Below are 25,490 nucleotides of genomic sequence, written 5' to 3'. Positions count from 1 at the left end.
GCATGACAGTGGCCAACAGCGCTTTCGTCCCTGTCATTCCCTTGTCTCACCGGCTGAGAAGCTCCAGTTCGGTGGTCAGGTTCTGCCGCGCCCTCGGTTCCCACTCCCGCGCCCCGTGAGGCGTGCGGAACAGCCGGGGCAGCTCCAGCAGCTGGCGCAGGACCGAGGAGCGCCCCTCGCGGAACGCGTCGTCCGGGACGAAGCCGTACTCCTCGCGCACCTGCGCCGCGTACGCCGCGTACTCCTTGGGTGCCGACGCGAGGATCGCGAGGTCCGCGTCACAGAGGACCTCGCCGTTCGTGTCGCCGTCCGCCGGGTCGTGCGTGACGGTGAGCCGGACCAGCCGGGCGACCTCGGCCGTCGCGGCGTCGGGGACACCGGCCTCGGGCAGGGCGCGCTCCGCGAGAGCCGCGCTGCGCTCCTCGTTCTCGGAGCGGTCGGGGCGGTAGACCGCGTCGTGGAACCAGACGGCGAGGCGCACCAGTTCCGGGTCGGAGGCGTGGCCCGCCAGGGTGTCGACGCGGTCCAGGACCTGCGCCAGATGGGCGGTGGTGTGGTAGCGCCGCTGGGGTTCGGCCCAACGGTCCAGGAGGTTGTCGGCGTAGGGCATCGGGTCGGGGCCCGCCCCGCCGCGTACGACGAGCAGGGTCTCGCGCCAGCGGTCACGGAGGGCGCCGCCGGGGTGCGGGCTTTCGGAGGGGCCGGTCTCGGAGGTGCCGCTGTCGCTCATACGCCGAGGGTAGGGCGTACGCCCGGTGCGCCCGGCCCGTTCCCCCGGGCCGGGCGCACCGTATCGTCCGTCCGCTCAGTGACCGGGTGCCGTGTCCAGGGCGAGGGCCGCGTACGTCGCCAGCCAGTGGTCCGAGGAGAAGTCCCCGGAGGAGACCGTCGGCAGGCCGCGCGCGAGATGGGCCTCGGCCGAGGCCAGCAGCGCGGTACGGGCCGGACCGTCAGGGAGCGCGCCGGCGATCGTACGGAGGGCGGCCGCCCGGCTCAGGGTGAGACCGAGGAGGTGACCGATCTGGGGGTCGGCGTGATCGGACACCACCGGCGGGTCGAGCAGCGTGGAGTCGGGCGCGGTGGAGACCAGGGCCGGCAGGAACGTGGCGATCCAGGTGCGGAACTCCGCCACCGGCAGTACCCGGCGCATCGCGTCCGCCTCGGCCAGGGCGGGGGAGAGGAAGTCCTGACCGGAGGGCTCCCAGTGGGCGGGGGCGTCGTGGTCGTCGGTGAACCAGGTCCGCAGCCGGTCCGTCGCCGCTTCCAGGACCGGTGCCGGAAGACCGGCGGCCGGGCCCGCGTCGAGGATCAGGCCCAGACCGAACGCGCTGTTGTTGTGGACGCCGTGCCGGACCGGGTACGTCGCCTTGGGCAGCCAGGCGGCGAGCAGGTCGCCGACCGCCTCCACCCCGGGGGCCAGGGCTTCGGCCCAGCGGTCGCCGTCGGGCGTGGCGAGGGCCCGGCACTCCCCGGCGAGCGCGATCAGCCAGGCCCAGCCGTAGGGACGCTCGAAGTGCGTCCGGCCGCGCAGGTAGGACGCCTCGACGTCGATGTTCTCGCGGGTCAGATGGGTGTCGAGCACCTCACGGATACGGGTGGTGAGGGTCGCCGGAAGGTCGCCGGTGGTGGAGAAGCGGCGCATGAGGCGGACGAGCAGCCAGTGCATGTGCACCGTGGAGTGCCAGTCGTAGCCCCCGTAGAACGCCGGGTGCAGCGTGCGGGGCGCGACGAGTTCCTCGGGTCCGGCGTAGAGGTGAGCGGGCGCGTTGGGGTATTCGCGTACGACGTTGGCGAGGGCCAGTTCCGCGAAGGGGACGGCGTACGCGGCGGGGAGCGCGGGGGACATCGGGGTCACTCCAGAGGGGTGGGCGGGCGGCTCGGGTCGGGGTGCTTCGGGCGAGGCGGCGCGTGTGGTCCCGGGTCAGAAGGCGAAGAGCGCCATGATCACGACGTTGCAGACCAGCAGGGCCGCCGCCGTGGGGAGCTGCGCCTTGATCGGGCCGTACTGGTCCTTGAGTTCGAGGAGGGCGGCCGGGACCAGGTTGAAGTTGGCGGCCATCGGCGTGACGAGCGTGCCGCAGAAGCCGCACAGCATGCCGATCGCGAGGACGGCGGGCGCGTTGCCGTTCATCTGCTCGATCAGGACGGGCCAGCCGATCGCGGCGGTCATCACCGGGAACGCGGCGAAGGCGTTGCCCATGACGATGGTGAACAGCGCCATCCCGCAGCAGTAGACGGCCACCGCCACGAGCCTCTGGCCGTCCGGCAGCACCGCCTCGGTGATCCTGCCGACCTGGTCACCGACACCGGCGGTCTGGAAGATCGAGCCGAGGACGGAGAGCAACTGGGGCAGGAGCAGCGCCCAGCCCATCGATTCGAGCATGTTGCGACCGGAGTGCAGCGGCACGGAGACCTTGCGCTCGCGCAGCAGCACCATGCCCACTGCCAGCGCGGCGATCGCGCCGACGCCCAGGCCGAGAATGGTCTCGTATCCCGGCTCCAGGACCGGTTCGCCACCGATCTTCCAGTTCTTCACCAGCGTCGCGCAGATCATCGCGACCACGGGGATGGTGAGGGCGGGGAGGAACAGCTTGTTGCCGAAGCGGGCGGCCGAGGCCACGCGCTTCTCGCGGGGCGGCGTGTGCGACTCGCCCTTGCCGGTGAGGCCGAAGCCGCCCAGCACGATCAGGACCAGGACGGCGACGCCCAGCGGTTCGGCCGGGAGGGACTTGTCGACGACCCCGGTGGAGTAGAAGAACGCGGCGCCCAGCAGACCCCAGAAGCCGGCGGAGCCGAAGCGCTTCGGGTTGGTGCGGTCCATGGCCATCTGCGCGGCCATCACGATGAACACCGCGCCGACGAGCCAGAAGAAGTACTCGGACTTGATCACTTGGCGTCCTCCGTGCGGATCCCGGCGTGCGCCGCCAGGTCGTTCTCGGCCGCGGTGACGGCCAGTTCGCGCTCCAGCTGCCGGTCCAGGTTGAGCAGGCGGGCCCCGTGGATCAGGAAGGCGCAGATCGCGGAGGGGATCGCCCACAGGGCCAGGTGCAGCGGTTCGAGGTGCTGGTCGTACGTCGAGTTCACGAAGCCGGTGATCAGCAGGATCGATCCGATGGCGATGAAGCAGTCCTCGCCGAAGAACACGCCGATGGTGTCGGCACCGGACGCGTGCGAGCGGACCTTCTCGCGCAGCTTCTGCGGAAGCGGGCGGCCCGCCTTGGCCTCGGCGGCGGCCTCGGCCATCGGGGCGATCAGCGGCCGCACACTCTGCGCGGGGCCGCCGATGCTGGTGAGCCCGACGGAGGCGGTGAGCTGCCGGATCAGCAGATAGAGCGTCAGGAAACGGCCGGTTGTCAGCTTGCCGAGCTTGCCGATGAGGTTACGGGCCTGCTCCTGGAGCCCGTAGCGCTCCAGGAGACCGATGACGGGCAGCGTGATCACGAAGACGGTCACCGAACGGGCGGAGGCGAAGCTGTTGCCGAACGAGGCCAGCACCTCCTGCGGCGAGAGCTTGCCGAGCAGCCCCGTGATGATGCCGGCGGCACCCACCACGAGCAGAGGATTGCGGCGGGTGGCGAATCCGAGGATCACCACGAGCACGCCGAGGAGAACGATCACGCGTCGGCCTTCTTCCGCGCAGGGACGTGGCGGTGCACGGTCCTGGTCAGACGGGGGTATTAGGCGAGACCTTAGGGCGTTGTTCAACAATCCCACAAGAGTGTGAGATGCATCGATCTCAATCGGCGGAGGAGAGCGGCCGAGGAGTGGGCTTCCTGTCCGAAAACGCCCGCATTCGGGATGGAATGCGGGCGTATCAAGGGTGCTGGGGTGGGGTGCGGATCATCGAACGATCCGGGACCACCCGGATCAATTCCCACCGCGTTCGGGGTGACCGCCCGCCCCGTTCCGGGTCACCGCTCGGTGAGGCGTTGCGCATAGGCCTCCGCCAGCTGACGCCGGGAGTCCTCCAGGTAGAAGGCGAGCATCCGCTCGGCGCCGGCCGCGTCCCCCTTGGCCAGCCTGTCCGTGATCTCGCGGTTGCGGGTGAGGTAGGGCTCGTGGAAGCGGCGGGGGTCCGCCATCACGTGGAAGGCGAGTCGCAGTTCGGCCAGGACGTTGCGCATCAGCTCGTCGGTGCGGGCGCTGTTCGCCAGGCCGGCGAGCGCCTGGTGGAAGCGGATGTTGGCGGTCGAGCAGGCGGGCCAGTCGTCGCGCAGCGCGGCCTGCTCGCCCGACGACACCGCGGCCTCGACCGCGCTCAGGTCGAACGGGGGCTCGCCCAGGGCGCGCAGGGCCGCGCACTCGACGAGGAGCCGCACCCGGTAGATGTCGACCAGGTCGTCCACGGCCAGGATGCGGACGAAGACGCCCCGGTTGAGCCGGTGCTCCAGGAGACGTTCGTGGGACAGCAGGCGGAACGCCTCGCGCAGGGTGTTGCGGGACACGGCCAGCGCGCCGCTGATGCTCTCCTCGGAGAGGCGGCTGCCCGGCGGGAAGTAGCCCTCGGTGATCCGGTCCCGCAGGACGGCGGCGACCCGCTCGGCCGTGCCCGACCGCTCCAGGGAGGCGCTGTGCGTCGCCAGTTCCGAGAGGTCCGGCGTGCCGCCGGTCCGCGCGCCGCCCGATGTCCCCGCCATGTTCCCCGTCCCCTGCCTCGTCGTGCCCGTCACGCCTGCCGTGCCTGCCGTACCGTCGTTCTCGCCACCGTGTCCGCCGCGTCCGCCGTGCCTGATGTCCCGTCGGCTGTGCGCGGCGCACCGTGCTCAGTGAACCGTACGAGGGTCTCGTCCGGCGGGCGGGCCCTTGTCAGATTGTTGAACAATCGCTAGCGTGCGCCCGTGACGGATCTGACGAGTGTGACGCGCCCGGCGCGGCCGATGGACCTCAACGCGGACCTGGGTGAGGGGTTCGGACGCTGGACCCTCACCGAGGACGAGGCGCTGCTGGCCTGTGTCACCAGCGCCAACGTGGCCTGCGGCTTCCACGCGGGCGACGCCTCCGTGATGCGGCGGGTCTGCGACACGGCGGCGGAGCGGGGGGTGCGCATCGGGGCGCAGGTCTCCTACCGCGACCTCGCCGGATTCGGCCGCCGCTCCATGGACGTGCCGGCGGCCGAGCTGACCGCCGAGATCGCCTACCAGATCGGCGCCCTGCGGGTCTTCGCGGAGGCCGCCGGTTCCACGGTCTCTTACGTGAAGCCGCACGGCGCCCTCTACAACCGGGTCGTCCGGGACGAGGAGCAGGCCGCCGCCGTAGTCGCGGGCGTGCTGCTCGCGGGCGGTCGTCCGGCGGTCCTCGGGCTGCCCGGCTCGCGACTGCTCGCCCACGCGGAGGCCGCGGGCCTGACCGCCGTCGAGGAGGCCTTCGCGGATCGCGCGTACACCCCGCAGGGCACGCTCGTGCCACGTGGCGAGCCGGGAGCCGTGGTGCACGACGCGGACGAGGTCGTGCGCCGCAGCGTCGGCATGGCCCTCGACGGGGCGGTGACCGGGGTGGACGGGAGCCGGATAGCCGTCAGGGCCCGGTCCCTCTGCGTCCACGGCGACACCCCCGGGGCGGCGGCCATCGCCCTGCGGGTCCGTGCGGCGCTGGAGGAAGCCGGCGTCCGTGTGAGGGCGTTCGCGTGAGCGGCGTCACGGTGCTGGAGGCCGGGCCCCGCGCCCTGCTCGTGGAACTGGCCTCCGGCGAGGAGGTGGAGGCCTTCCACGCGGAACTCCTCCGCCGCCGGGCCGCCGGAGAACTCCCCGTCGTACGCGAGATCGTCCCCGGCGCCCGGACCGTGCTGCTGGACGGGGTCGAGGACCGCACGCTCGCGGGACGGCTGAGGTCGTGGACCGTGCCGCCGCTGGACAGGGGTGAGGGGGCGGCCGTCGAGATACCCGTCGTCTACGACGGCCCCGACCTCGCCGACGTGGCCGAGGCCTGGGGGGTCGCCGCCGACGAGGTGCCGCTCATCCACGCCCGCACGGAATTCCGGGTCGCCTTCTGCGGATTCGCGCCCGGCTTCGGATATCTCACGGGACTGCCGGGACACCTGAGCGTGCCGCGCAGGAACACACCACGGACCCGGGTACCGGCCGGCGCGCTGGCCCTCGCCGGCCCGTACACCGGGGTCTATCCGCGTACGTCGCCCGGCGGCTGGCAGCTCATCGGGCGGATGCCCGCGCCCGAGGCGCTCTGGGACCCGGGACGCGAACCGGCGGCGCTGCTCGGCCCCGGGACCCGGGTGCGCTTCGTGCCGGCGGAGGTGCGCGGATGAGCGCGGTGATCGAAGTGGTCCGGGCCGGCGCCCTGACCACCGTGCAGGACGAGGGCCGCACCGGCTGGGCACACCTCGGTGTGCCCCGGGCCGGGGCACTGGACGGCCCGGCCCGCCGGCTGGCCAACCGGCTCGTCGGCAACGAACCGGACGCGGCGGTGCTGGAGACCACGCTCACCGGGTGCGCGGTCCGGGTGACCGGGACCCGGCCGGTGTGGGCCGTCGTCGGCGGGGCGTCGTGCCGGGTCACGGTGGACGGCCGCCCCGCCGCGTGGGGCGCACCCGTCCGCGTGCCGGCGGGAGCGGTGCTGGAGGCCTGCCCCGCGGTGCACGGAGTGCGCGGATACCTGGCGTTCGCGGGCGGTCTGGTGCCCGAACCGGTGCTCGGCAGCAGATCCGCCGACCTGCTCTCGGGGCTCGGCCCGCCGGTCCTGCGCGAGGGGGACGTCCTGCCGCTGGGACGGCCGGGCGACGTCCCGGGCGCCGGCCCGGTGCCCTGGCCGGGCGCACCCGCCGAGCTGGTGCTGCCGCTGCACAGGGGACCGCGCGACAGCTGGTTCACGGACGAGGCGCTGCACACCCTCACCACGGCCGCGTACCGGGTCTCCGAGCGGAGCAACCGCATCGGGCTGCGTACGGAGGGCCCCGCCCTGCGCCGTGCGCGGGGTGGCGAACTGCCCAGCGAGGGCATGGTGCTGGGCGCGGTCCAGGTGCCGCCGGACGGGCTTCCCGTGGTGTTCCTCAACGACCATCCGACGACGGGGGGTTACCCGGTCGTGGGTGTCGTCGCGGAATCCGCGCTGGCGGGGGCGGCGCAGGCGGTCCCGGGTACTCCTGTGCGGTTCGTCCGCGCGTGACGGGTGTGGCGGGGACCCGGGGACATCGGCCGTCAGGAGGTGACCGGTGCCCGAACTCCGGCTCCCCGAGGCCGCGGTGGGCAGGGTCCGACCGGTTGCCCGGCGACCGACCGTCCGTGGAGCTGAGGCCGCCGCCCGGTCACCGCGTGGACGTGCTGTCCCGGACGTCCACGATCCGTGTGTCAGCGATCGCCAGGGCGATCTCGGGGCCGTAGGCGGAGGAAGGTGCCTGGAAGCCCGGTGTGAAGGAGCCTGCCAGCACGCGGCGGGCGATCTCCACGGACGACAGCTGGGTGAACCGGTAACCGGTGGGCGTTTCGATGATGGAGCGGGCGACGCTGCCGTCCCGGCCGGTGACCTCGGCGACTACCTTGCTGCGGCCCACTTCCCGTTCCTCGGCGGTGGGACCGTCGGGCAGGGCGGAGAGGTCGAGGTCGACGGGCAGTGGCTGCCCGGCCTGCACGTAGACCTCGATGGTCGGGATTCCGGTGGCGAAGTGACTGGTGACCAGGTCGCCCATCGATGCGGAAACGGCTTCCTCGGGGCCGCTGTCGCCGAAGTCGAAGGAGGCGGTCTTCGGTTCCCGCAGCGCGACGATGTCGCCGTCGGTGCGGACGAGCGAGCCCAGGTCACCGATGCCCTCGGTCGCGCTGATGATGGATCCGCGGGAGAAGAGATTCAGGCCCTCCGCTTCCTCGGCGGTGGCACTGAGGAGCTTGAGGGCGAGGCGGAGACTGACCGGGTCGGTGACGCGTGCCGCGGCGTGGGCGGCCACGCTGTCGCTGGGAACGACGTCCCACCCGACGCCGGACATGATCATCACGCCGGCGGCCTTCGCCGCGGTGTCCCGGGAGCGTGCGGCGGCGAAGACGTCGTACTCGGCGGTGGTGTCGAGGTAGTGCACGCCGGCGTCGATACCGGCGTCCATCAGCGGGCGCGCGGTGTGGCGGAAGGGGCCTGCGACGTTCAGGACCACGGTGATGCCGTCGAGCGCGGCGCGCAGGACCTCCGGGTCGTCGAGGGCGAACGCGCGGCTCTCGACCCCGAGTTCTTCGCCCAGCGCGGTGACACGCTCCCGGTTGCGGCCTGCCACGACGACGTCGAGGCCCGACTCCTTGGCGTGTTCCGCGACGAGCCTGCCGGTGTAGCCGGTGGCTCCGTAGACGAGCAGGCGGGGGGTGGCTGCCATGGGGGTGCTCCTGTGAGACGTACGGATGAAGGGGAGGGCCCGGCCGAGGAGTTCGACTCCCGGCGGTGTGTGCCTCTCATCCAGGCTAGGAGCAGATCCGGACAGCTACGGTCCTCGTCCCACCTCCGCTCCTGCGCTGCTCCGCAGACGCGGCATCACGCGGTGGCGGCGCCGCGCTCGGCCGGTGCTCGGAGGGACTCGATCGCCGCGGCGCTCGCGCTGCCGGGCTCGGGAACACCGACCAGGAGCTGCTGCCCGGGGGCGTCATGGACGTCGAAGGTCTGGTAGGTCAGTTCGATGCGGCCGATCTCCGGGAGCACGAACACCTTGAACGCGCGGGTCAGGTTCTCCACCTCGTTGTCCTGCCACAGTTCCCGGAACTCCTCCGACGCCTCGGACAGCTCGGCGACCAGGCCGGTGATGTCCGGGTCGTCGGGGAACCTGCCCGCGTGCAGCCGCAGCGCATGCACCGTGGCGCGCGCCACCGTGGGCCATTCGGCGAAGACCTCGCGTGCGCGGGGATGCCGGAACAGCACGCGGACCATGTTCGGGGTGCCGTCTAAGGGCGCGAGGAGGGCTGCGGCCACGTCGTTCTTGGCCAGGACGTCGAAGGCGGGGCTCAGCACGTAGGCGGCGGCCGCCGGGAAGGCGTCCAGCAGGTGGAGCAGGGACGGGTGCACCAGGTCGCGGTCCGCGGCAGAGGTGAGCGCCGGATGCAGGCCCGCAAGCCGGAAGAGGTGGGTGCGTGCATCCGGCGTCAGCCGCATCGCCCGTCCGACCGCTTCCATGACCTGCGGCGAGGGGTTCCGCTCACGCCCCTGCTCCAGGCGGGCGTAGTAGTCGGAGCTCATTCCGGCCAGGACGGCCACCTCCTCCCGGCGCAGCCCCTTCACCCTGCGGCTGCCGCCGCCGGGGGGCAGGCCCACGTCGGTGGGCTCGGTACGGGCGCGGCTCGCACGCAGGAAGGCGCCGAGTTCGTTCTGGGCTTGCTGCATTTTCCGACCTACTGGCTGGTGGGGGTAACGGCGGAAGGGGGTGACGGCGCGACCGGTGCTGCCAGGCTCCGCGTCCCTCAGCCAGGACGGTACGCGCAGTCCGCATCAGGTGGTCGCGCACCGAGCCGGGACCGTCCGGGTCCCGCGGCCGTCGCCCCGTCCCGCAGCAGATCAGGGCATCCCGCCTGCGAGCCCCTGCCCGCGGGCAATCCCTGCGGCTGACGGCAGGGAGCGCGGTACCGCATGCGATCCACCCCGCCACGCCGACCACCGGGGCGGTACGCGCCACGGGCCAGGCCCTCGCAGGGTGCGGCACACCCACCCTCACACAGCCTCCCTCTTCGCCGCCCCTTCGGCGAGTGTGGTCTCCACGGACGACATCACGCCACGAGAACGGAACAGATCATGGCCGAGACACTTGAGATCACCACCCTGCGACCCGCCGCGGGCCGGACCGCCGAGGACTTCGTCGAGGCGAATGCCGACATCGACACCTACCTCCGTCGGCGGCCCGGGTTCCTGTGGCGACGTATCGTCGAGACCGACGACGGACGCATCATCGACGTCGTCGCCTACGACAGCCTGCCCCACGCGCGGGCCGGCGCGGCCGGCATCACCGGAGAGATGGCGGACTCCCCCGTCCACGCCACGATCGACCACGGCAGCGTGGACTGGCAGATCACCAGGACGCTGCACGTCGCATAGGGAACCCACTCATGCCTTTCGCAGACCAGCTCATCAGCCGTGACACCGCCCGGAGCCTCACCCGCGCGATCCACGCCGCCGCCCCGGACGCCGAACTCACGGCGCTGCGCGCGGCGCCCTCACGGATCGACGCACTGGCCCTGCGCGAGCGCGCCGACCTGTTGCGCGACGCGCTGCTCGCCGATCTTCCGGGCGACTACGCAACACTGGCGCGCACCGTGCGCGTCGCCCGGGAGGACGCACAGTTCACCGGCTGGTTGATCTGGCCGGTCACCAGCGCCCTCGCCACCCGTGCCGTCCAGGAGAACGAGCCGGCGGCCTTCGACGACGCGATGGAACTGCTGGCGAGCCTCACCGGGCGTCTGACCTCGGAATTCGCCGTCCGGACCCTGCTCCGACACGATCTCGACCGGGCCCTCGACACCATCGTCGGCGGCTGGACCGGCTCACCCGACGCCGACGTGCGCAGGCTCGCCTCCGAAGGGACACGCCCCTACCTGCCCTGGTCGGTCCGCGTCCCGCACATCCTGGCCCGCCCCGGAGCGACCGTGCCCGTTCTGGACGCCCTCTACCGGGACGAGAGCGAGTACGTGCGCCGCTCGGTCGCCAACCATCTCAACGACCTCAGCCGTGACCACCCCGAGGTCGTCGTCGACACGGCCCGCCGCTGGCTGAACCACCCGGCGGCCACCACCGAACGCCTGGTGCGCCACGGACTGCGCACCCTCGTCAAGCGCGGCCACCCCGGTGCTCTGGAACTGCTCGGCTTCGCTCCCGCAGCCCTGGAGGTCGACGGACCTCATCTCGACCGGGAGACCGTCCCGTTCGGCGGAACGGTCCGCTTCACGGCGGCGATCCGCAACATCGGCGATGCCGCGGCGAGGCTCACGATCGATTACGTCGTGCACCACCGCAAGGCCAACGGGCAACAGACCGGCAAGACCTTCAAGCTCACCACCCGCACCCTGGCTCCGGACGAACGGATCCAGGTGGAACGCGAGCACTCCTTCCGGCCGATCACCACACGCCGCTACTACCCGGGCCGCCAATCGGTCTCCCTCCAGATCAACGGAGTCGAGTCGCCCCGTGCCGACTTCGACCTGACATCCCCTGACGCTCCCTGACCTCCAGCGGGGGAGGCACACCGTCCTCATCGCACCACCGGCCAGGACCTGCCTCGCAGCGGGGCCGTACCAATGACCTCGCGCTCGGACGCCCGATGAACACCCCGAACGCCGCCGCGCTCGGCATGTCATCCATGTGCCGGCACATCCGACGCACCCACGAACAGACCAGGACCAAAATCGACCGCATCTGCTTCTAGCGTCGTCGATGACACGAAATCCGTCCGAGAGGAAATCAGGATGAGCGAGACGCGGGAACGCGACGACAAGGCCGGACTCGAAGAGGCGGATGACAGGGCCCTGGAGGTCCGAGCCCGGTACGAGAAGATCGAACAGAGAGTTCTGGGCAGGACCTGGACCCTGCCGGAACTCGCGGTCGGCTTCACCAATGACGCCGCCTACGTCGGGCGTCTGGTCCTGGCCGCCGAACGCACCTGGGGCATCGACGGTGATGTGGACGCCGAGCTGCGGCACAAGCTGGCCGAATGCCTGTGGTGGGTCTTCGTCCTCGCCGACCGCCTCGACGTCGACATGCCGGAGGCCTACGCGGCCACCATGGAGCGCATCGACGCCGGTCTGGAGCGGACCCTGCGTGGCATGGGCGCATGAGAGCAGGCGCGCGGCCCGGTCCGAGCCGGTGACGGATACCCGACGGACGTCATGTCTGCCGCTCGGTTTCCGGCGGAGGCGCGTCATTCGCGCGGTGCAGGGTGTCGATGCGGGCGAGCAGTGCTTCGCGGACGCTGTCGGGGGACAGGACCTCCAGGGGCGTGCGCAGGCTGAGCAGGTAGCCGGCGAGCTGGTCGGGGTCGGATCCCCCGACGGTGATGATCGTCCGGTCCGGTCCTTCGGACTCGTGGGTGGCGACGATGGGTGCCACCAGCCGGCGGGCGTCGTCGAAGGACAGCGGAAGCCGTACCCGGGCGAAGAAGGGGTAGCCGGTGCGGGTGATCGTGTCGGAGACCAGCTGAGCCGCGTCCGGGGCGTCGCTCAGGTCGACCACCTCGCCGGTGGACTCGACGTCGACCACCCGGTCGGCGCGGAAGGTCCGCCAGGCCGAGCGTTCGACGTCGCGGGCCACGAAGTACCAGTGGACGCCGGTGTGGACCAGACGGTGAGGGTCGACGCACCTGACCGTGGTGATGCCGTGCGTGTCGCGGTAGGTGAGCGTGGCGCGTTCGGATGCCCGGCACACGGAGGCCAGCAGCAACAGCACATCCGCGGAGGCCCGGGGAGACTCGCAGCGCGGGGTGTGTTCGACGGTGGCGTCCAGGCTCTCCAGGCGCCTGGCCATCCGGACGGGCAGAATCTGGCGGAGTTTCAGCAGAGCCGACAGGGCCGCCGGATCCGCGCCGAGTGCCGCGCCCTGCGCTGCTTCCCGCAGCGCCATGGCCACGGCGAACACCTCGTCGTCGTCCAGGCTCAGTGGTGGCATGCGGTTGCCCGCGCCGAAGCGGTAGCCGCCGCCCGGGCCGGGGACCGACTCGACGCCGTAGCCGAGTTCGCGCAGCCGGTCGATGTCCCGGCGCACCGTGCGGTCGGTGACGTCCAGGTGCCGGGCCAGATCCGCGTTGGACCACGTGGGTCTGGAGGAGAGCAGCGAGACCAGCCGCAGCAGCCGTGCGGAGGTAGCGATCATCGCCCGTCCCGTCCTCGTGTCCGCTGCTCCGCCACACGCACCGGCACGCCGAGGAACGGGTAGTCGGTGTACCCCTCTGCGCCGGATGTGTAGAACAGCTCCTGGCGCGGCTCGTTCTCCGGGTGCTCGCCCTGCCAGCGTTCCACCAGGTCCGGATTGGCGATGGCTGCCCGGCCGACTGCCACGGCATCTGCGTGAGCGCCTTCGATCAGTTCCATCGCCTCCTCGCGTGTGGTCATGGGAGAGGTGCCCCTGTTCACCATCAGCCGGCCGCCGAAACGGCGACGCAACTCCTGCACCAGCGTGCCGCCCAGGTCCTCGTGGCGGATGGACAGGTAGGCCAGGCCCAGCGGGCGCAACCGGTCGAGCAGATGGCCGTAGGTGGTGAGGACGTCGTCCCGGTCGGTCTCCAGGACGTCGTGGATGTTGCGCTGCGGCGAGATCCGAAGTCCGACCCGCCCGGCGCCGACGGCTCGTGCCACCGCCGTCACGACCTCGACGACGAAGCGGGCCCGGTTCTCGGGCGGCCCCCCGTACATGTCGGTGCGCCGGTTGGAGGCCGGCGAGAGGAACTGGTGCAGCAGATAGCCGTTGGCGGCGTGGATCTCCACTCCGTCCAGGCCCGACTCGATCGCGTGCCGGGAGGCGGCGACGAAATCCGCGAGGACCGATCCGGCCTCCGCGGTGGTCAGGGCCTGCGGCACCGGGAAGGGCTGTTTGCCCCTTTCCGTGTGCCCCGCGCCATTGATCGCGATCGCACTGGGCGCCAGGACCGGGCGTCCGCCGTTGACGTCGGGATGGGTCACCCGGCCGCTGTGCACGATCTGCATCACGATGCGGCCGCCGCGGGCGTGCACCGCCGCGGCCGTTCGCCGCCAGCCGGCCACCTGCTCATCCGTGACGATGCCCGGCTGACCGACGAAGGCCTGGGATTCATGGCTGCAGTAGGTCCCCTCGGTCACGATCAGTCCAAGGGAAGCCCGCTGTCGGTAGTGCTCGGCCATCAGGTCACCGGGGACGCCGGAGGCGCCCGCCCGCATCCTGGTGAGTGGGGCCATCACGACGCGGTTGGCGAGTTCGATGTCTCCGAGTGCGACAGGCGCGAAAAGAGACGGACCCGATGAAGCGGACACAGACGTCACCGACACGGCTTCCCTCCGGGAGGAGTAGTTGTTCGGGCTGATGCCGGGCCGAGCGGGTCAGGACACCACGCACACCGGGCAGGCGCAGACCACGCAGCGCGGTGGCGCGGCCGGATGCGGGAATCCGCCCGCATCGCGGCCGGTTGCGCCACCGCACCGCCGGTGCCGCGCCGAGAGCGTTCAGCGGACGAATGCCTTGGCGGCCAGCCCGTTGACGCTGGTGTCACCCTGCTGGAAGCCGACCATGGAGTCGATCATGTGGTGGGGGTAGTCGAGGGCGGGAGCCGTGAGCGCGTCGAGTCCGGCGATCTGTTCTTCGGTGAGCGTCACCTCGAGCGAGGCGAGGTTGGCGAGGAGCTGCTGGTGGGTGCGAGCACCCACCAGCGTGGACGTGACCTCCGCACGCTGACGTACCCAGGCGAGTGCCACTGCCGCGACCGTGGTCTCCAGCCCTTCCGCGATCTCCTTGAGCGCGTCCAGGAGCACGAACGTCGATTCGGTCAGGTGCGCCCCCGCATAGGCTGCGCGTCCCGAGCCCGCCACCTCGGTGGTGTCGCGCGAGTACTTGCCGGACAGCGCGCCGCTGGCCAGCGGGGACCACGGCGTGACGCCGAGACCGAAACGCCGGGCCGCGCCGAAGGTCTCTCCCTCCACGCTGCGGGCGAGCAGCGAGTACTCCACCTGCAGCGCGGCAACGGGCTCCCACTCGCGCAGCCGGGCGACGGTGGCGGCCTCCGCCACCCACCATGCCGGGACGTTGGACAGGCCGATGGCGTGGATCTTCCCCGCCCGCACCAGATCGGTGAGGGTGGACAGGGTCTCCTCGACGGGGGTGTGACGGTCCCACTGGTGCATCCAGTACAGGTCGATGTAGTCGGTGTTCAGCCGCTTCAGGCTGGCATCGAGCTGGGCACGGATCGCCTTGCGCCCGGCACCGCCGGAGTTGGGGTCGTCGGCCGCCATGCTGCCACCGAACTTCGTCGACAGGACCATGCGGTCACGGCGCCCGGGCCGTCGCGCGAAGTAGCTGCCCAGCGTCTCCTCCGAGGCGCCGCCGTTGTACATGTTCGCGGTGTCGACGAAGTTGCCGCCGGCGTCGAGATAGTGGTCCAGCAGGCCGAACGAGGTCTCCGGGGCCGAACCCCAGCTGCCGTCGTCGAAGGTCATCGCACCGAAGGCCAGGGGGCTGACCCGCAGACCGGAGCGGCCGAGCGTGCGATACGAATCAAGAGACATGACATTCCTTTGTCGAGCTGCGCAGCGGAGTGCTTGCGCCCACCACACTTCCCGATACCTCTCCGACAAGGGAGGCTCCATCAGCCTGGGTGCCCCACACCCAGGCTGGGCACGGACCGGGGTGCGTCACGCGTGTCGTGGGAGTGGCCCTCGGGGGAGAGCGCTCATCGCCGTCAGATAGGTGAGGGCCTGGGCGCTGCGGCTTCCGGCCGAGGGCGCTCCGACCAGCAGGAGCTGCCCCGGGGCTGCGGGCCGGCTGAAAGACGTGTACGTGAGTTCCACGCGCCCGGCATCGGGATGGACGACGGTGCCGTACGCGCGGTGGAGATCAGCCTCCTTGCCGCTCTCCCACATACCGTTGAAATCCGCTGACCGGGCGGACATCTCGGCGACCAGGTCCGTGATGTCGATGTCGTCGGGGCACCGGAGTGCGTTGCGGCGCAGCGTGTGCACGGTGGCGGCAGCGGCGAGGGGCCATTCGGCGAAGAACGCACGCGCCTTCGGATGGGTGAACAGGGCCCGGACCAGGTTCGATTCACTGCCCAGGGGAGACAGCAGAGCTTGCGCCCGCCGGCTGACCGCCAGGACGTCGAGACAGGGACTCAGCGCGTACGCCACTGCCGGGGACGAATCCTCCAGCAGCCTCAGCAGCGCCGGATGCACACGCGCCGGCATGCTGTCCGGACCGAGGCTCGGGTTGATGCCCGAGAGACGGTAGAGCCGACCGCGCCCGTCCGGGTCGAGCTGGAGCGCCCGGCTGAGCGCTTCGACGACCCGTACCGAGGGATTCCGCTCGCGTCCCTGCTCCAGCCGGCCGTAGTAGTCCGCGCTGACTCCCGTCAGGAAGGAGATCTCCTCCCGGCGGAGTCCCTCGACCCGGCGGTCCGGTGCGACGACGGGGAGGCCGGCCGATGACGGATCCAGGCGGGCGCGACACCGGCGGAGGTATTCACCGAGCGCGTTGTCCGACGCGTCCCCCTCGCTTCCGGCGGTCCGCCCGGTGTCGCGGGCAGGTACGGCGGGCACGCGCATACGCATTGCGGCTCTCCAGGTGTGCGGTGCCGGATCTCCGCCCACCGCCACGATGCGCAGTGCGCGGGCGCGCCCCCGCACGGGCTGCGCCTCTGTCCGGCACTCTGCTCGCCGTGCACGTTCCCTGGAAGGGCGTGACTTCCTGGGTGTGCCGCACCCAGGTACCGATACGCATCCGGACACCGGGCCGCGTCGTGCCGGCCGCGGCGGTCTCCGGGTGAATGTGATGCGCAGCCACCGGGCACGTTACCGAAGCGTAACTTACCGGTGAGTTACCTCGGGTAACGCCTTGGTGCTAGCTTGCGCTCACCCTTCATCGGAGCAGAGCGAGGAGTGAGCCGTGGGCCCGCGCAAGATCACCCGTTCGAGCTCGATCATGAACGCCCCCCACCTCCCGGAACCCCACCTCCCGGAACCCCGTCGGCGGGGACGCCGCGCGGGTCGCCTGCTCGCCGCCTCGGTGGCCGCCGCCGCGTGTCTGGGCGCGTCGGCCGTACCGGCGTCGGCAACCGGCTCCGCCTCGTCGGAACCGGTGGTATCGCGGGGTGTGACCATCCCCGCCTTCTACACCCCGCCGGCGCGACTGCCCGCCGCCGACGGGTCCCTCGTCCGCACGGAGCCGCTGCCCCTCGGGCTGAGCCTCCCCGGCCTGGACGGCCGTCGGCTGCCCGGCACCGCGACACGGCTGATGTACAAGTCCACCGACGCGGGCGGTGGGCCCGTCGCCGTCACCGGCGCGTACATCGAACCGGCCGCCGCGTGGAAGGGCGGCGGCTCCCGGCCCCTGGTGGCGCTGGCCTCGGGGACGATGGGGCAGGGTGACCAGTGCGCTCCCTCGCTGTCGCTCCAGCACCCGCTGACCGTCGGTCAGGGCACGGTGTCCATCGGCTACGACAACCTCGCGGTCTACCGCCTCCTCGCCGCCGGTGCCGCCGTCGTCGTCACCGACTACGTGGGCCTCGGCGCGACCGACCGGCTCCACACCTACGTCGACCGGGTCGACGAGGGCCACGCCCTGCTGGACGCGGCGCGCGCCGCCCGCTCCGTCACCGGCGCGTCGGTCACCTCCGCCTCACGCGTCGGCCTCTACGGCTACAGCCAGGGCGGCGGGGCCAGCGCCTCGGCCGCCGAACTCCAGTCCTCGTACGCCCCCGACGTCAATCTGGTCGGCACCTACGCGGGGGCTCCGCCCGCCGACCTCACCGAGGTCATGAAGGGCATCGACGGCAGCGCCCTGGCCGGTGCGCTCGGCTGGTCGATCAACGGGTTCGTCCAGTCCGACCCCTCCCTGAAGGCGGTCGTCGACGCGAACACCAACGACGTCGGCAAGGCCGCGCTGAAGGACACCTCGACCATGTGCGTGGGCGACGCGATCCTCGGCCACGGCTTCACCGACAGCAGGAGGTGGACCGCGAACGGAAAGCCGATCGCCGACGTCATCGCGGCCGAACCGAAGCTCCAGGAGGTCTTGGCCCGGCAGCGCATCGGCAACCTGAAGCCCACGGCTCCGGTGCGGCTGGCGACCGGGGTGCACGACGACATCGTCGGGCACGAGCAGGCGAGGCAGCTCGCGGTGGACTGGTGCCGCAAGGGTGCCGACGTGACGTACGAGGCCGTCCTGCTGCCCAACCTCGGCGACAAGATCCTCACCAACCACCTCGCCCCCTACCTCACCGACCAGGGTGCCGCCATCTCCTGGATGACCGACCGGCTCTCCGGCAAGAAGGCGTACTCCAACTGCTGGTCGATGCCGGTCCAGCCCTGACTTCCTCCCGCACGTGACCTCCGGGGCCGCGGCGCGTCCGATCCGTGGACGCCGCCGCGGTCTCGCGTTTCTTCACGTACACGTTCACATGGAGAGCTGCGCCCCGGGTGACCGACCCGTAGTCTGGTTATTGGACTAGACCTGTAGTCCGCAGCCGCTCCGAGGGAATGGAACACCATGAGCAACCGTGCAGTCCTGGAGGTGATCGCTCTCGACGCGGAGGACGCGGTCGCGGCGCAGGCAGGCGGTGCCGACCGCCTCGAACTGGTCACCGACATGGCGGCCGACGGTCTGACGCCCCCGCTCAAGGTCTTCGAGAGCATCCGGTCCGCCGTCGACATCCCGCTCAGGGTCATGCTCAGGGTCGCGGACGGGTTCGCGGCGGGAGACATCGACGTCCTGGTGGAGAAGGCCCGCACCCTGCGCGCCGCGGGCGCCGGGGAATTCGTCCTGGGCTTCCTGGACGAGGACGGGCACGCCGACCTGGTGGCCGTCGAGCGGCTCGTCGCCGAGCTGGACGGCTGCCCGTGGACCTTCCACCGCGCCATCGACCGCGCCGCCGACCGCGACGTGCTGCGCAAGCACCTCGCCGACCTGCCGGGCCTGGACACCTACCTCACGGCGGGGTCGCCGAACGGCGTCGACGCCGGCATGGACACCCTGCTGGACGAAGCGGGGCGCGCCGAGCTGCCGGGCTACGAACCGCAGATCATGGTGGGCGGCGGGCTGCGCCTGGACCACCTGCCGCGACTGCGCGCCGCGGGCATCGAGGCCTTCCACATCGGAGGGGCCGCACGCCCCGGCGGCTGGAGCGGACCGGTGGACGTCGCGGCGGTACGGGAGTGGCGCGCGGCCCTCGACGGCTGACGGGCGCCCGGGGCGGGAAGAGGCCGGGAAGAGGCCGGGGCGGGGGCGAGGGTCACCCGTTCTCCCACCCCGGAGTGCCCCGGGGGCGGGACCGGCTTTGAATGCTGCTGAGCGGTCCAGTCGCCCGGTCCCGCCCCGGAGTTCACATGTCGCACCAGCAGCCCGCCCGCTCCGGCACCCCCGCGCGCCGGGCGGGGGTGCTGCACACGGCCGGGGCGTGGTGCGCGCGCCACTTCGTGGTCGTCATCGTGCTGTGGATCGCCGCGCTCGTCGCCCTCCAGGCCGTGCAGCACGCCTACGGAGGCGACTACTCCGACAATTTCGCGATCCCCGGGACCCAGTCGCAGGACGGCCTCGACGTCCTGGAGAAGCACGCCCCCTCGGCCGGCGGCTACAGCAGCCAGGTGGTGGTGCACGACGCGGACAAGCCCCTCAGCGGGCTGAGCAGCCAGATGTCGACGGTGGTCGGCAGCTTGCAGGAACTGCCCGACGTGCTGTCCGCCCAGAACCCGCTGACCGCGACGGGCAGCACCGGCGGACCGGACGTGGGCCCGCTCTCCTCGGACGGGAAGACGGCGTACATCACCGTCCGGTTCAGCGAGCAGCCCTCCAGCCTCGGGTCCGGGTACCTCGACGGCGTGGACTCCGCCGTGCAGCCGCTCCGGTCGGCGGGCGCCGAGGTGGAGTACGGCGGTTCGCTGGGGGAGCTGGCCCGGCCCGAGGCGAACGACCGCGTCAGCGAGGCCATCGGATTCGGGGTGGCCGTCCTGGTGCTGCTGATCGGCTTCGGCAGTCTCCTGGCGGCCCTGCTTCCGCTGATCACGGCCCTCATCTGTGTCGTCTGCGGGCTGGGCCTGCTGGGACTGCTGGCCGCGGCGACGACCTTCGCCACCGTGTCACCGACACTGGCCACGATGATCGGGCTCGGTGTCGGCATCGACTACGCCCTGTTCCTGGTCACCCGGCACCGCCAGAACCTCATGGACGGCCGTGATCCGGTGGCGGCCGCGGGTGCGGCCACGGCTACCAGCGGACGGGCCGTGCTGCTCTCCGGGTGCACGGTGATCATCGCTCTCTGCGGGCTGTGGGTCTCCGGTATCGGCTTCATCGGCAAGCTGGGCGTCGCGGCGGCCGTCACGGTCGTCACGGCCGTGCTCGGGGCCCTCACCCTGGTCCCCGCCATGCTCGGGCTGACCGGGCGGTACATCGACCGGATCCACGTCCGCAAGCCGGTCGCCGAGGTGGAGCCGGGCCCGGACCCCGGGGCGCAGGACGGAGCACGGCCCGACGCGAAGCCGGGTGCCGGGCCGGTTCCGCCGCCGGGCCCGGAGCGGGGGACGCGGACGACCACGACGCACGGCACCTGGCACCGGTACGCGCAGCGGGTGGAGCGCCGTCCGTGGTGGTTCCTGGCCGGCGGGGTCGTCGTCCTGGCGGTCCTCGCCTTCCCCGTCCTCTTCATCCAGCTCGGGCACATCGGGGACGGCGCCGACCCCAAGTCCTTCACCGACCGGCGCGCCTACGACCTCATGACCTCGGCGTTCGGCCCCGGTTCGAACGGCCCCCTGACGCTCGTGATCGACCAGAGCGCGGTCCCGCAGAGCGACCGGAGCGCGCTGGAGAGCCAGGCCCAGCAGTCCCTGTCCAAGGTGCCCGACGCGGCCTTCATCACCCCGCTCACCGCCACCCAGGACGGGGACGTCCTCACGGCGACCGCCTACTCCGTCGCCGCGCCGCAGGACGCGCGGACCACGAGCCTGGTCAACCACCTGTCGGACGACGTCCTGCCCGACGCCGTCCACGGCACCGCGGCGGACACCTACGTGACCGGCACGACGGCCGGCCAGGTCGACTTCCTGGACATCGTCTCCAGCCGGCTGCCGCTGATCATCGCGGTGGTGGTCGGGCTCGCCTTCCTCGTCATCCTGGCCGTGTTCCGCGGGCTGCTCGTCGCCGTCAAGGCGGCCCTGCTCAACGTCCTGTCGATCGCGGCCTCGTACGGGGTCGTGGTGGCCGTCTTCCAGTGGGGCTGGGGCGGTCCCGCGCTCGGCGTCTCGGGCGACGTCCCCATCGAGAGCTACGTGCCGATGATGATGTTCGCCATCGTCTTCGGCCTCAGCATGGACTACGAGATCTTCCTGCTGACCCGGATCCACGAGGCGTGGCTGGCCACGAACGACCCGAAGGCGAGCGTCGCGCACGCCCTGGAGATCACCGCACGGGTCATCACCTGCGCAGCCCTGATCATGGTCAGCGTCTTCGCGGCCTTCATCATCAGCGACAACATCGTCGTCAAGATGCTCGGCCTCGGCCTCGCGGTCAGCGTGCTCATCGACGCCACCGTCGTACGGCTGCTGCTGGTGCCCGCGGTGATGACCCTGCTCGGCCGCGCCGCGTGGTGGACGCCGCGGTGGCTGGACCGCATCCTGCCGCACCTCGACGCGGAGGGCTCCGGGACGGCGGACGGGACGAAGGCGTCCGGAAGCAAGGCGTCCGGGAGCACGTGACGCGGGCGTACGCCTCGTCAGTCCAGCGGGGGCGCCTGGCCCGACTCCAGCACCCGCAGGGCGCGTGACGCGTCGAACGGCAGGATCGTCACCGCGACGTGCGGCAGCTGACCGAGCGCCCGGGCCATCTTCTCGCCGGTGCCCCGGTGGAGCAGTTTGCCGAGGGCGTTCGCGTACATCCGCCGGGGCACCAGCACCGTCAGCGACGTCTCCCCGTCCGCCGTGGTGCGGGCGGCCAGTTCCCGCATCGCGTGACGCAGCCTGCGGTCCGGGCAGGCGACCAGCTCCAGCGCCACCGAGGTCGCCGACGTCCTCTCCCAGAACGCGGACAGCCGCCGCGCGTACGCCTCGTCGATCGCGAAGTGCACCGCCCGGACGGCGTCGGGCCGTAGCTCATGGGCGTACCGCAGGGCCTTCAGCGAGGCCAGGTCCAGCGTCTCGACGAGGACGAACACCTGGTGGCGGCGGGCGCGCGGCCGGTCCGCGCCCATGGGCAGCCGCTCCAGCGCGGCGGCCTCGTGCCGGTACTCCCGGTTGATCCGGGTCAGCGCCCAGACCCCGAGCGGGAAGATCACCACGACCAGCCAGGCGCCCTCGGTGAACTTCGTGACCGCGAAGATCAGGACCACGGCCGCGGAGATGACCGCCGCGAGCGCGTTGACCGTGATCTTCAGCCTGCGCAGCCGCTCGCGCCGGCGCAGGTGGTAGGCGGTGAGACCGGCCCCGGCCATGGTGAAGGCGGTGAACACGCCGATCGCGTACAGGGCCACCAGCTTGTCCACGCTGGCGCCGGTCACCAGCAGCAGCGCCAGCGAGACGACGGTGAGCGCGATGATGCCGTTCGAGAAGGCGAGCCGGTGCCCGCGCCGGGTCAGCAGCCGCGGCAGGAACCTGTCCTGCGCGACGAAGCTGGCCAGGAAGGGGAAGCCGGTGAAGGGGGTGTTGGCGCCGGTGTAGAGGATCAGGGCCGTCGACAGCTGGACGAAGACCAGCCCGGCCGTCCCCAGCGGCCCCTCACCGAACACGAGCCGGGCCTCCTGCGCGATGACGGTCGGGGTGCCGTCGGTGTACGGGACGGCGTGGGTGAAGTGGGCCAGCGTCGACACGCCCAGGACCAGCACGGCGAGCACGCAGCTCATGGCGACGAGGGTGCGCCGGGCGTTGCGGCCCTGCGGTTCGCGGAACGCCGAGATGCCGTTCGAGATCGCTTCGAGCCCGGTGAGGGACGAGCCGCCGTTGGCGAAGGAGCGCAGCACGATGAAGAGCGAGGCACCGTAGAGCCAGCCGTCGCCCGGGGTCCCCAGCGGGACCACCCCCTCTGCCAGCAGGTCGGCGTGCGGCAGCTCACCGGTGAGCCCGCGCACGGCCGCCGCGAGGAGCACGAGCCCGATGGCGGCCATGAAGAGGTAGGCGGGGAGCGCGAACATCCGGCCCGCCTCACGGATACCGCGCAGATTCCCGTACGCGAGCAGGACGATCACCGCGACGGAGACCGGCAGCTGGAGATGGTCCAGGCCCGTCCAGTTGTCGCCGGCCAGGTGGGCCAGCGAGATCAGGGCGTTGGTCCCGGCGGAGACCTGGACCGCGACGGTGACGATGTAGTCGACGAGCAGGGCCACGGCCGCGATCTGCGCGACGTTCGGCCCGAAGTTCTCCCGGGCCACCACGTAGGAGCCGCCCGCCCGGGTGTAGATGGTGACGACGTCGCTGTAACAGAGCGTCAGCAGCATGAGGACCAGCAGGATCGCGCCGGTCACCGGCATGATCAGGGTGAAGGCGGCGGCCCCCACGACCGGCACCAGTACGCGCAGCATCTCCTCGGAGCCGTACGCCGACGAGCTGATGCAGTCGGAGGCCAGCACCCCGAGGGCCGTCCTGTTGCCCAGCTTCTCGTCGCTGATGTGCTCGGTGGTGAGCGGCTTCCCGAGGAGACGCCGTTTGACGCGGTACGCCGGCCGGTCGAGGGTCATCCCCTCATCACAACGGGTGCCCGCCCGGGGGCCGGACAGGCGCCACGGGCGGACACTCGTCCGGCGTCAGCCGAGCTGCTGGGGCAACGGCGCGGCGTGCAGCACCACGAGACCCGAGACCGCACGGGTCAGCGCGACGTACAGGCGGCGCAGGCCCGTGCGTTCGTCGGGTTCGCCGTCCACCACGGCCGCCGGTTCGTCCAGCACCACGTAGTCGTACTCCAGCCCCTTCGCCAGCGATGCCGGGACCAGTGTCAGCCGGGACTCCGCCGTCGTCTCCTCACCGGGGGAGAGGCAGCTGTGACCGGCCGCCGCGAGGGCGGCGGACAGGGACGGGACGCGGGCGTCGGCCGCGATCAGGCCGATCGACCCCTCCTGGCGCAGCGACTCCTCGCACGCGGCGACGACCGCGGCGTCCAGCTCCTGGGCGGACGCCACCTCCCGCACCACCAGGGAGCCGGGCGTCTCACGCACCGACTCCACGGGGGCGAGGCCGGGGGAGATCGCGGGCAGCAGCCGGGAGGCGTACGCGATCACCTCGCGCGGCACACGGAAGCCGGCCGTCAGCTCCTCGATGACGGCGTCCGGCTTGCCCAGGTGGAACAGCGCCTGCTCCCAGCTCCGCGTCGACCACGGTGTCGTCCCCTGCGCCAGGTCGCCGAGCACCGTCGCCGAGCCGGTCGAGCAGCGGCGGCCGACCGCGCGGTACTGCATCGGGGACAGGTCCTGGGCCTCGTCGATGACGACATGGCCCAGCGAGTGCGTCCGGGCCACCAGGTCGGCCGCCTCGTCGATCAGGACGGCGTCCGCCGCCGTCCACCTCGCCGCCTTCACGCTGCGGGCCGGCCTGGTCATCAGGACGTGCTTCTGCTCCTCGTCGGTGAGGATCCCGTCCGCGTGCGCGGCCAGGAAGTCCGCGTCCGTCAGGAGCCGCAGCACGAGCTTCGCCGGGTCCACGGCCGGCCAGACCGCCTTCACGGCCGCCTTCACCGCGGGATTGCGCGCCACCGCGTTCTGCACCCGGTCGTCCGGCGCCTCGCCCGCCTCCTCCATCCGCACGAGCACGGCGTGCGCGATGCGCTGCGGCAGGGCCTCGTGGGCGGCGCCGTACCGCATGTCGCGGGCCAGCAGCTCGGAGACCATCTCCTCGACCTCGTACGCCGGGACGCGCCAGCGGCGGGAGCCGCGCACCACGACGACCGGCTCCGCCGGGGGCGTCACATGGGAGCGGATCGCCTGCCGCAGGACATCGGCCATCCGGGCGTCACCCTTGATCACGGCGGCGGCGGACCCGTCCGTGCCCCGCACCTCGACGCGCGCCGCCACCAGGTCCTCGACGGTGGCCTGCCGCACCTCCAGCTCACCGAGCGCGGGCAGGACCTGCTCGATGTAGTGGAGGAACGACCGGTTCGGGCCGACGACGAGGGTGCCGGTGCGGGCGAGGCGTTCGCGGTGCGCGTACAGGAGGTACGCCACCCGGTGCAGGCCCACGGCGGTCTTGCCGGTACCGGGGCCGCCCTGGACGCAGACCGTCCCGCCGAGCCCGCTGCGGACGATCTCGTCCTGCTCGGGCTGGATCGTCGCCACGATGTCGCGCATCGGGCCCACACGGGGCCGTTCGATCTCCGCCTGGAGGAGCTTGCTGGTCTGCTCGGTCTCCGCGGGGTCGGTGAGGTGCTCGTCCTCGTACGCGGTCAGCTCGCCCCCGGTGTAGCCGAAGCGGCGGCGGCGGTCGACGTCCAGCGGGTTCTTCCTGGAGGCCTGGTAGAACGGCTGGGAGACCGGCGCCCGCCAGTCGATGACCATGGGATCGCCGTGCGCGTCGTGGACGTGGCGGCGCCCGATGTAGAACTGCTCGCCACCCCCGGCCGGGGCGCCGCGCGCCGCCCCCGCGGACACGCCCTCCGCCTTCTCCGCGCCGACCTCGTGCAGGTAGTCGAGGCGGCCGAAGAACAGCGGGGTGTGGGAGAGATCGGCGAGCGCCTTGATGCGGTCGTCGATCTGGGCCTGCAGCACGGCGGCGTTGACCCAGTTCGCCGTGACGTCACGGATGTCGAGGGCCTGCACGTCCTCGCGCATGGCGCGGAGCGCGGTACGGGACGCGGCGAGGTGGTTCCGCTCCTTGACCAGTGGATTGCTTGACTCTTCGTGCGCGGGCACGGTGTTGCCTCCGGCTTTTCGACGCAGGACGGCGGACAGGGCT

The 25,490-nt window shown here is 71.8% G+C and carries 22 protein-coding genes; 9 read left to right on the top strand and 13 right to left on the bottom strand.

The genetic code is table 11. The features are described 5' to 3' along the window. Positions 1-46 precede the first annotated feature (46 nt). The 5 genes from P8A20_RS15750 to P8A20_RS15730 form a co-directional block, all read right to left on the bottom strand. Positions 47-730, bottom strand: coding sequence for an HD domain-containing protein (locus P8A20_RS15750; protein ID WP_147961490.1), 684 nt, complete (start codon positions 728-730; stop codon positions 47-49). Positions 731-805: 75 nt separating this feature from the next. After that, positions 806-1,846, bottom strand: coding sequence for a DUF2891 domain-containing protein (locus tag P8A20_RS15745; protein ID WP_306103700.1), 1,041 nt, complete (start codon positions 1,844-1,846; stop codon positions 806-808). 75 nt (positions 1,847-1,921) lie between these two features. Next, the gene (locus P8A20_RS15740) at positions 1,922-2,890 is read right to left on the bottom strand and encodes a DUF979 domain-containing protein (protein WP_147961491.1); all 969 of its coding nucleotides are present in this window, start codon (positions 2,888-2,890) and stop codon (positions 1,922-1,924) included. Then, a complete protein-coding gene (locus tag P8A20_RS15735) occupies positions 2,887-3,618 on the bottom strand; it encodes a DUF969 domain-containing protein (protein WP_147961492.1) in 732 nt (243 codons plus the stop codon). The genes P8A20_RS15740 and P8A20_RS15735 overlap by 4 nt, the downstream gene beginning before the upstream one ends. A 293-nt stretch (positions 3,619-3,911) precedes the next feature. Continuing rightward, positions 3,912-4,637: a GntR family transcriptional regulator gene (locus P8A20_RS15730; protein ID WP_147961493.1), complete on the bottom strand. Its 726-nt coding sequence runs from the start codon at positions 4,635-4,637 to the stop codon at positions 3,912-3,914. 240 nt (positions 4,638-4,877) lie between these two features. Here P8A20_RS15730 and P8A20_RS15725 point away from each other — a divergent pair, with 240 nt between their 5' ends. Genes P8A20_RS15725 through P8A20_RS15715 form a run of 3 tightly spaced genes read left to right on the top strand, consistent with a single transcriptional unit; the run spans position 4,878 to position 7,116 of the window. Then, entirely contained in the window at positions 4,878-5,627 is a 750-nt protein-coding gene (locus P8A20_RS15725) for a LamB/YcsF family protein (RefSeq protein WP_147961630.1), read from the top strand. Further along, positions 5,624-6,259 carry a 5-oxoprolinase subunit B family protein gene (locus P8A20_RS15720; RefSeq protein ID WP_306103698.1) on the top strand — a complete coding sequence of 212 codons (636 nt, stop codon included), beginning with the start codon at positions 5,624-5,626 and terminating at the stop codon, positions 6,257-6,259. The genes P8A20_RS15725 and P8A20_RS15720 overlap by 4 nt, the downstream gene beginning before the upstream one ends. After that, the gene (locus tag P8A20_RS15715; protein ID WP_147961495.1) at positions 6,256-7,116 is read left to right on the top strand and encodes a 5-oxoprolinase subunit C family protein; all 861 of its coding nucleotides are present in this window, start codon (positions 6,256-6,258) and stop codon (positions 7,114-7,116) included. The genes P8A20_RS15720 and P8A20_RS15715 overlap by 4 nt, the downstream gene beginning before the upstream one ends. 139 nt (positions 7,117-7,255) lie before the next feature. Here the strand turns inward: P8A20_RS15715 and P8A20_RS15710 are convergent, their stop codons facing one another. Both P8A20_RS15710 and P8A20_RS15705 read right to left on the bottom strand, forming a co-directional pair. Next, positions 7,256-8,305 (bottom strand): saccharopine dehydrogenase family protein, encoded by a 1,050-nt coding sequence (locus P8A20_RS15710; protein WP_147961496.1) that lies wholly within the window; start codon positions 8,303-8,305, stop codon positions 7,256-7,258. 155 nt (positions 8,306-8,460) lie between these two features. Further along, complete coding sequence (locus tag P8A20_RS15705; protein WP_147961497.1) at positions 8,461-9,300, bottom strand: helix-turn-helix transcriptional regulator; 840 nt, start codon at positions 9,298-9,300, stop codon at positions 8,461-8,463. A 405-nt stretch (positions 9,301-9,705) separates the two neighbouring features. Here P8A20_RS15705 and P8A20_RS15700 point away from each other — a divergent pair, with 405 nt between their 5' ends. The 3 genes from P8A20_RS15700 to P8A20_RS15690 all read left to right on the top strand — a co-directional run bounded on the left by P8A20_RS15700 (position 9,706) and on the right by P8A20_RS15690 (position 11,738). Then, a complete protein-coding gene (locus P8A20_RS15700; protein ID WP_147961498.1) occupies positions 9,706-10,005 on the top strand; it encodes a hypothetical protein in 300 nt (99 codons plus the stop codon). Between the two features lie 11 nt (positions 10,006-10,016). Next, positions 10,017-11,129 (top strand): DNA alkylation repair protein, encoded by a 1,113-nt coding sequence (locus tag P8A20_RS15695; protein ID WP_147961499.1) that lies wholly within the window; start codon positions 10,017-10,019, stop codon positions 11,127-11,129. 240 nt (positions 11,130-11,369) lie between these two features. After that, on the top strand, positions 11,370-11,738 hold the full coding sequence (locus P8A20_RS15690) for a nucleoside triphosphate pyrophosphohydrolase family protein (protein WP_147961500.1): 369 nt from the start codon (positions 11,370-11,372) through the stop codon (positions 11,736-11,738). A gap of 49 nt (positions 11,739-11,787) precedes the next feature. Here the strand turns inward: P8A20_RS15690 and P8A20_RS15685 are convergent, their stop codons facing one another. From P8A20_RS15685 to P8A20_RS15670, 4 genes are all read right to left on the bottom strand, one after another. Next, a complete protein-coding gene (locus tag P8A20_RS15685; RefSeq protein WP_147961501.1) occupies positions 11,788-12,768 on the bottom strand; it encodes a helix-turn-helix transcriptional regulator in 981 nt (326 codons plus the stop codon). Continuing rightward, positions 12,765-13,910, bottom strand: a complete 1,146-nt coding sequence (locus P8A20_RS15680) for an alkene reductase (RefSeq protein ID WP_261988843.1) — start codon at positions 13,908-13,910, stop codon at positions 12,765-12,767. Before P8A20_RS15680 ends, P8A20_RS15685 begins: the two co-directional genes overlap by 4 nt. 180 nt (positions 13,911-14,090) lie before the next feature. After that, positions 14,091-15,146, bottom strand: a complete 1,056-nt coding sequence (locus P8A20_RS15675) for an aldo/keto reductase (RefSeq protein ID WP_147961503.1) — start codon at positions 15,144-15,146, stop codon at positions 14,091-14,093. 126 nt (positions 15,147-15,272) lie between these two features. After that, positions 15,273-16,184, bottom strand: coding sequence for a helix-turn-helix domain-containing protein (locus P8A20_RS15670; RefSeq protein WP_147961504.1), 912 nt, complete (start codon positions 16,182-16,184; stop codon positions 15,273-15,275). Positions 16,185-16,554: 370 nt separating this feature from the next. On the opposite strand from P8A20_RS15670, the gene P8A20_RS15665 reads away from it, so the two are divergent. From P8A20_RS15665 to P8A20_RS15655, 3 genes are all read left to right on the top strand, one after another. After that, entirely contained in the window at positions 16,555-17,943 is a 1,389-nt protein-coding gene (locus P8A20_RS15665; protein ID WP_371606771.1) for a lipase family protein, read from the top strand. A gap of 177 nt (positions 17,944-18,120) precedes the next feature. After that, positions 18,121-18,810 (top strand): copper homeostasis protein CutC, encoded by a 690-nt coding sequence (locus P8A20_RS15660; protein ID WP_306103697.1) that lies wholly within the window; start codon positions 18,121-18,123, stop codon positions 18,808-18,810. Positions 18,811-18,956: 146 nt separating this feature from the next. Then, the gene (locus P8A20_RS15655) at positions 18,957-21,317 is read left to right on the top strand and encodes an MMPL family transporter (RefSeq protein WP_147963998.1); all 2,361 of its coding nucleotides are present in this window, start codon (positions 18,957-18,959) and stop codon (positions 21,315-21,317) included. Positions 21,318-21,334: 17 nt separating this feature from the next. Here P8A20_RS15655 and P8A20_RS15650 read toward each other — a convergent pair whose 3' ends face one another. Together P8A20_RS15650 and P8A20_RS15645 are read right to left on the bottom strand one after the other, a co-directional pair. Further along, complete coding sequence (locus tag P8A20_RS15650) at positions 21,335-23,287, bottom strand: APC family permease (protein WP_147963997.1); 1,953 nt, start codon at positions 23,285-23,287, stop codon at positions 21,335-21,337. 66 nt (positions 23,288-23,353) lie between these two features. Further along, entirely contained in the window at positions 23,354-25,447 is a 2,094-nt protein-coding gene (locus P8A20_RS15645) for a HelD family protein (protein WP_147963996.1), read from the bottom strand. Positions 25,448-25,490: the final 43 nt, after the last annotated feature.

It is taken from the genome of Streptomyces sp. Alt3 (assembly GCF_030719215.1).
GTDB classification, from domain to species: Bacteria; Actinomycetota; Actinomycetes; order Streptomycetales; family Streptomycetaceae; genus Streptomyces; species Streptomyces glycanivorans.
The sequence above is the reverse complement of the archived record's forward strand: the minus strand, read 5'-3'. Positions and strand labels throughout refer to the sequence as shown.

Excerpts from the sequence above, each read along its gene's own strand:
- P8A20_RS15700 (WP_147961498.1), top strand. The coding sequence starts at position 9,706 with ATGGCCGAGACACTTGAGATCACCACCCTGCGACCCGCCGCGGGCCGG.
- P8A20_RS15705 (WP_147961497.1), bottom strand. The coding sequence starts at position 9,300 with ATGCAGCAAGCCCAGAACGAACTCGGCGCCTTCCTGCGTGCGAGCCGC.
- P8A20_RS15665 (WP_371606771.1), top strand. The coding sequence starts at position 16,555 with ATGAACGCCCCCCACCTCCCGGAACCCCACCTCCCGGAACCCCGTCGG.
- P8A20_RS15750 (WP_147961490.1), bottom strand. The coding sequence starts at position 730 with ATGAGCGACAGCGGCACCTCCGAGACCGGCCCCTCCGAAAGCCCGCAC.
- P8A20_RS15745 (WP_306103700.1), bottom strand. The coding sequence starts at position 1,846 with ATGTCCCCCGCGCTCCCCGCCGCGTACGCCGTCCCCTTCGCGGAACTG.
- P8A20_RS15655 (WP_147963998.1), top strand. The coding sequence starts at position 18,957 with ATGTCGCACCAGCAGCCCGCCCGCTCCGGCACCCCCGCGCGCCGGGCG.
- P8A20_RS15715 (WP_147961495.1), top strand. The coding sequence starts at position 6,256 with ATGAGCGCGGTGATCGAAGTGGTCCGGGCCGGCGCCCTGACCACCGTG.
- P8A20_RS15725 (WP_147961630.1), top strand. The coding sequence starts at position 4,878 with ATGGACCTCAACGCGGACCTGGGTGAGGGGTTCGGACGCTGGACCCTC.
- P8A20_RS15730 (WP_147961493.1), bottom strand. The coding sequence starts at position 4,637 with ATGGCGGGGACATCGGGCGGCGCGCGGACCGGCGGCACGCCGGACCTC.
- P8A20_RS15660 (WP_306103697.1), top strand. The coding sequence starts at position 18,121 with ATGAGCAACCGTGCAGTCCTGGAGGTGATCGCTCTCGACGCGGAGGAC.
- P8A20_RS15690 (WP_147961500.1), top strand. The coding sequence starts at position 11,370 with ATGAGCGAGACGCGGGAACGCGACGACAAGGCCGGACTCGAAGAGGCG.
- P8A20_RS15670 (WP_147961504.1), bottom strand. The coding sequence starts at position 16,184 with ATGCGTATGCGCGTGCCCGCCGTACCTGCCCGCGACACCGGGCGGACC.
- P8A20_RS15710 (WP_147961496.1), bottom strand. The coding sequence starts at position 8,305 with ATGGCAGCCACCCCCCGCCTGCTCGTCTACGGAGCCACCGGCTACACC.
- P8A20_RS15650 (WP_147963997.1), bottom strand. The coding sequence starts at position 23,287 with ATGACCCTCGACCGGCCGGCGTACCGCGTCAAACGGCGTCTCCTCGGG.
- P8A20_RS15695 (WP_147961499.1), top strand. The coding sequence starts at position 10,017 with ATGCCTTTCGCAGACCAGCTCATCAGCCGTGACACCGCCCGGAGCCTC.
- P8A20_RS15685 (WP_147961501.1), bottom strand. The coding sequence starts at position 12,768 with ATGATCGCTACCTCCGCACGGCTGCTGCGGCTGGTCTCGCTGCTCTCC.
- P8A20_RS15675 (WP_147961503.1), bottom strand. The coding sequence starts at position 15,146 with ATGTCTCTTGATTCGTATCGCACGCTCGGCCGCTCCGGTCTGCGGGTC.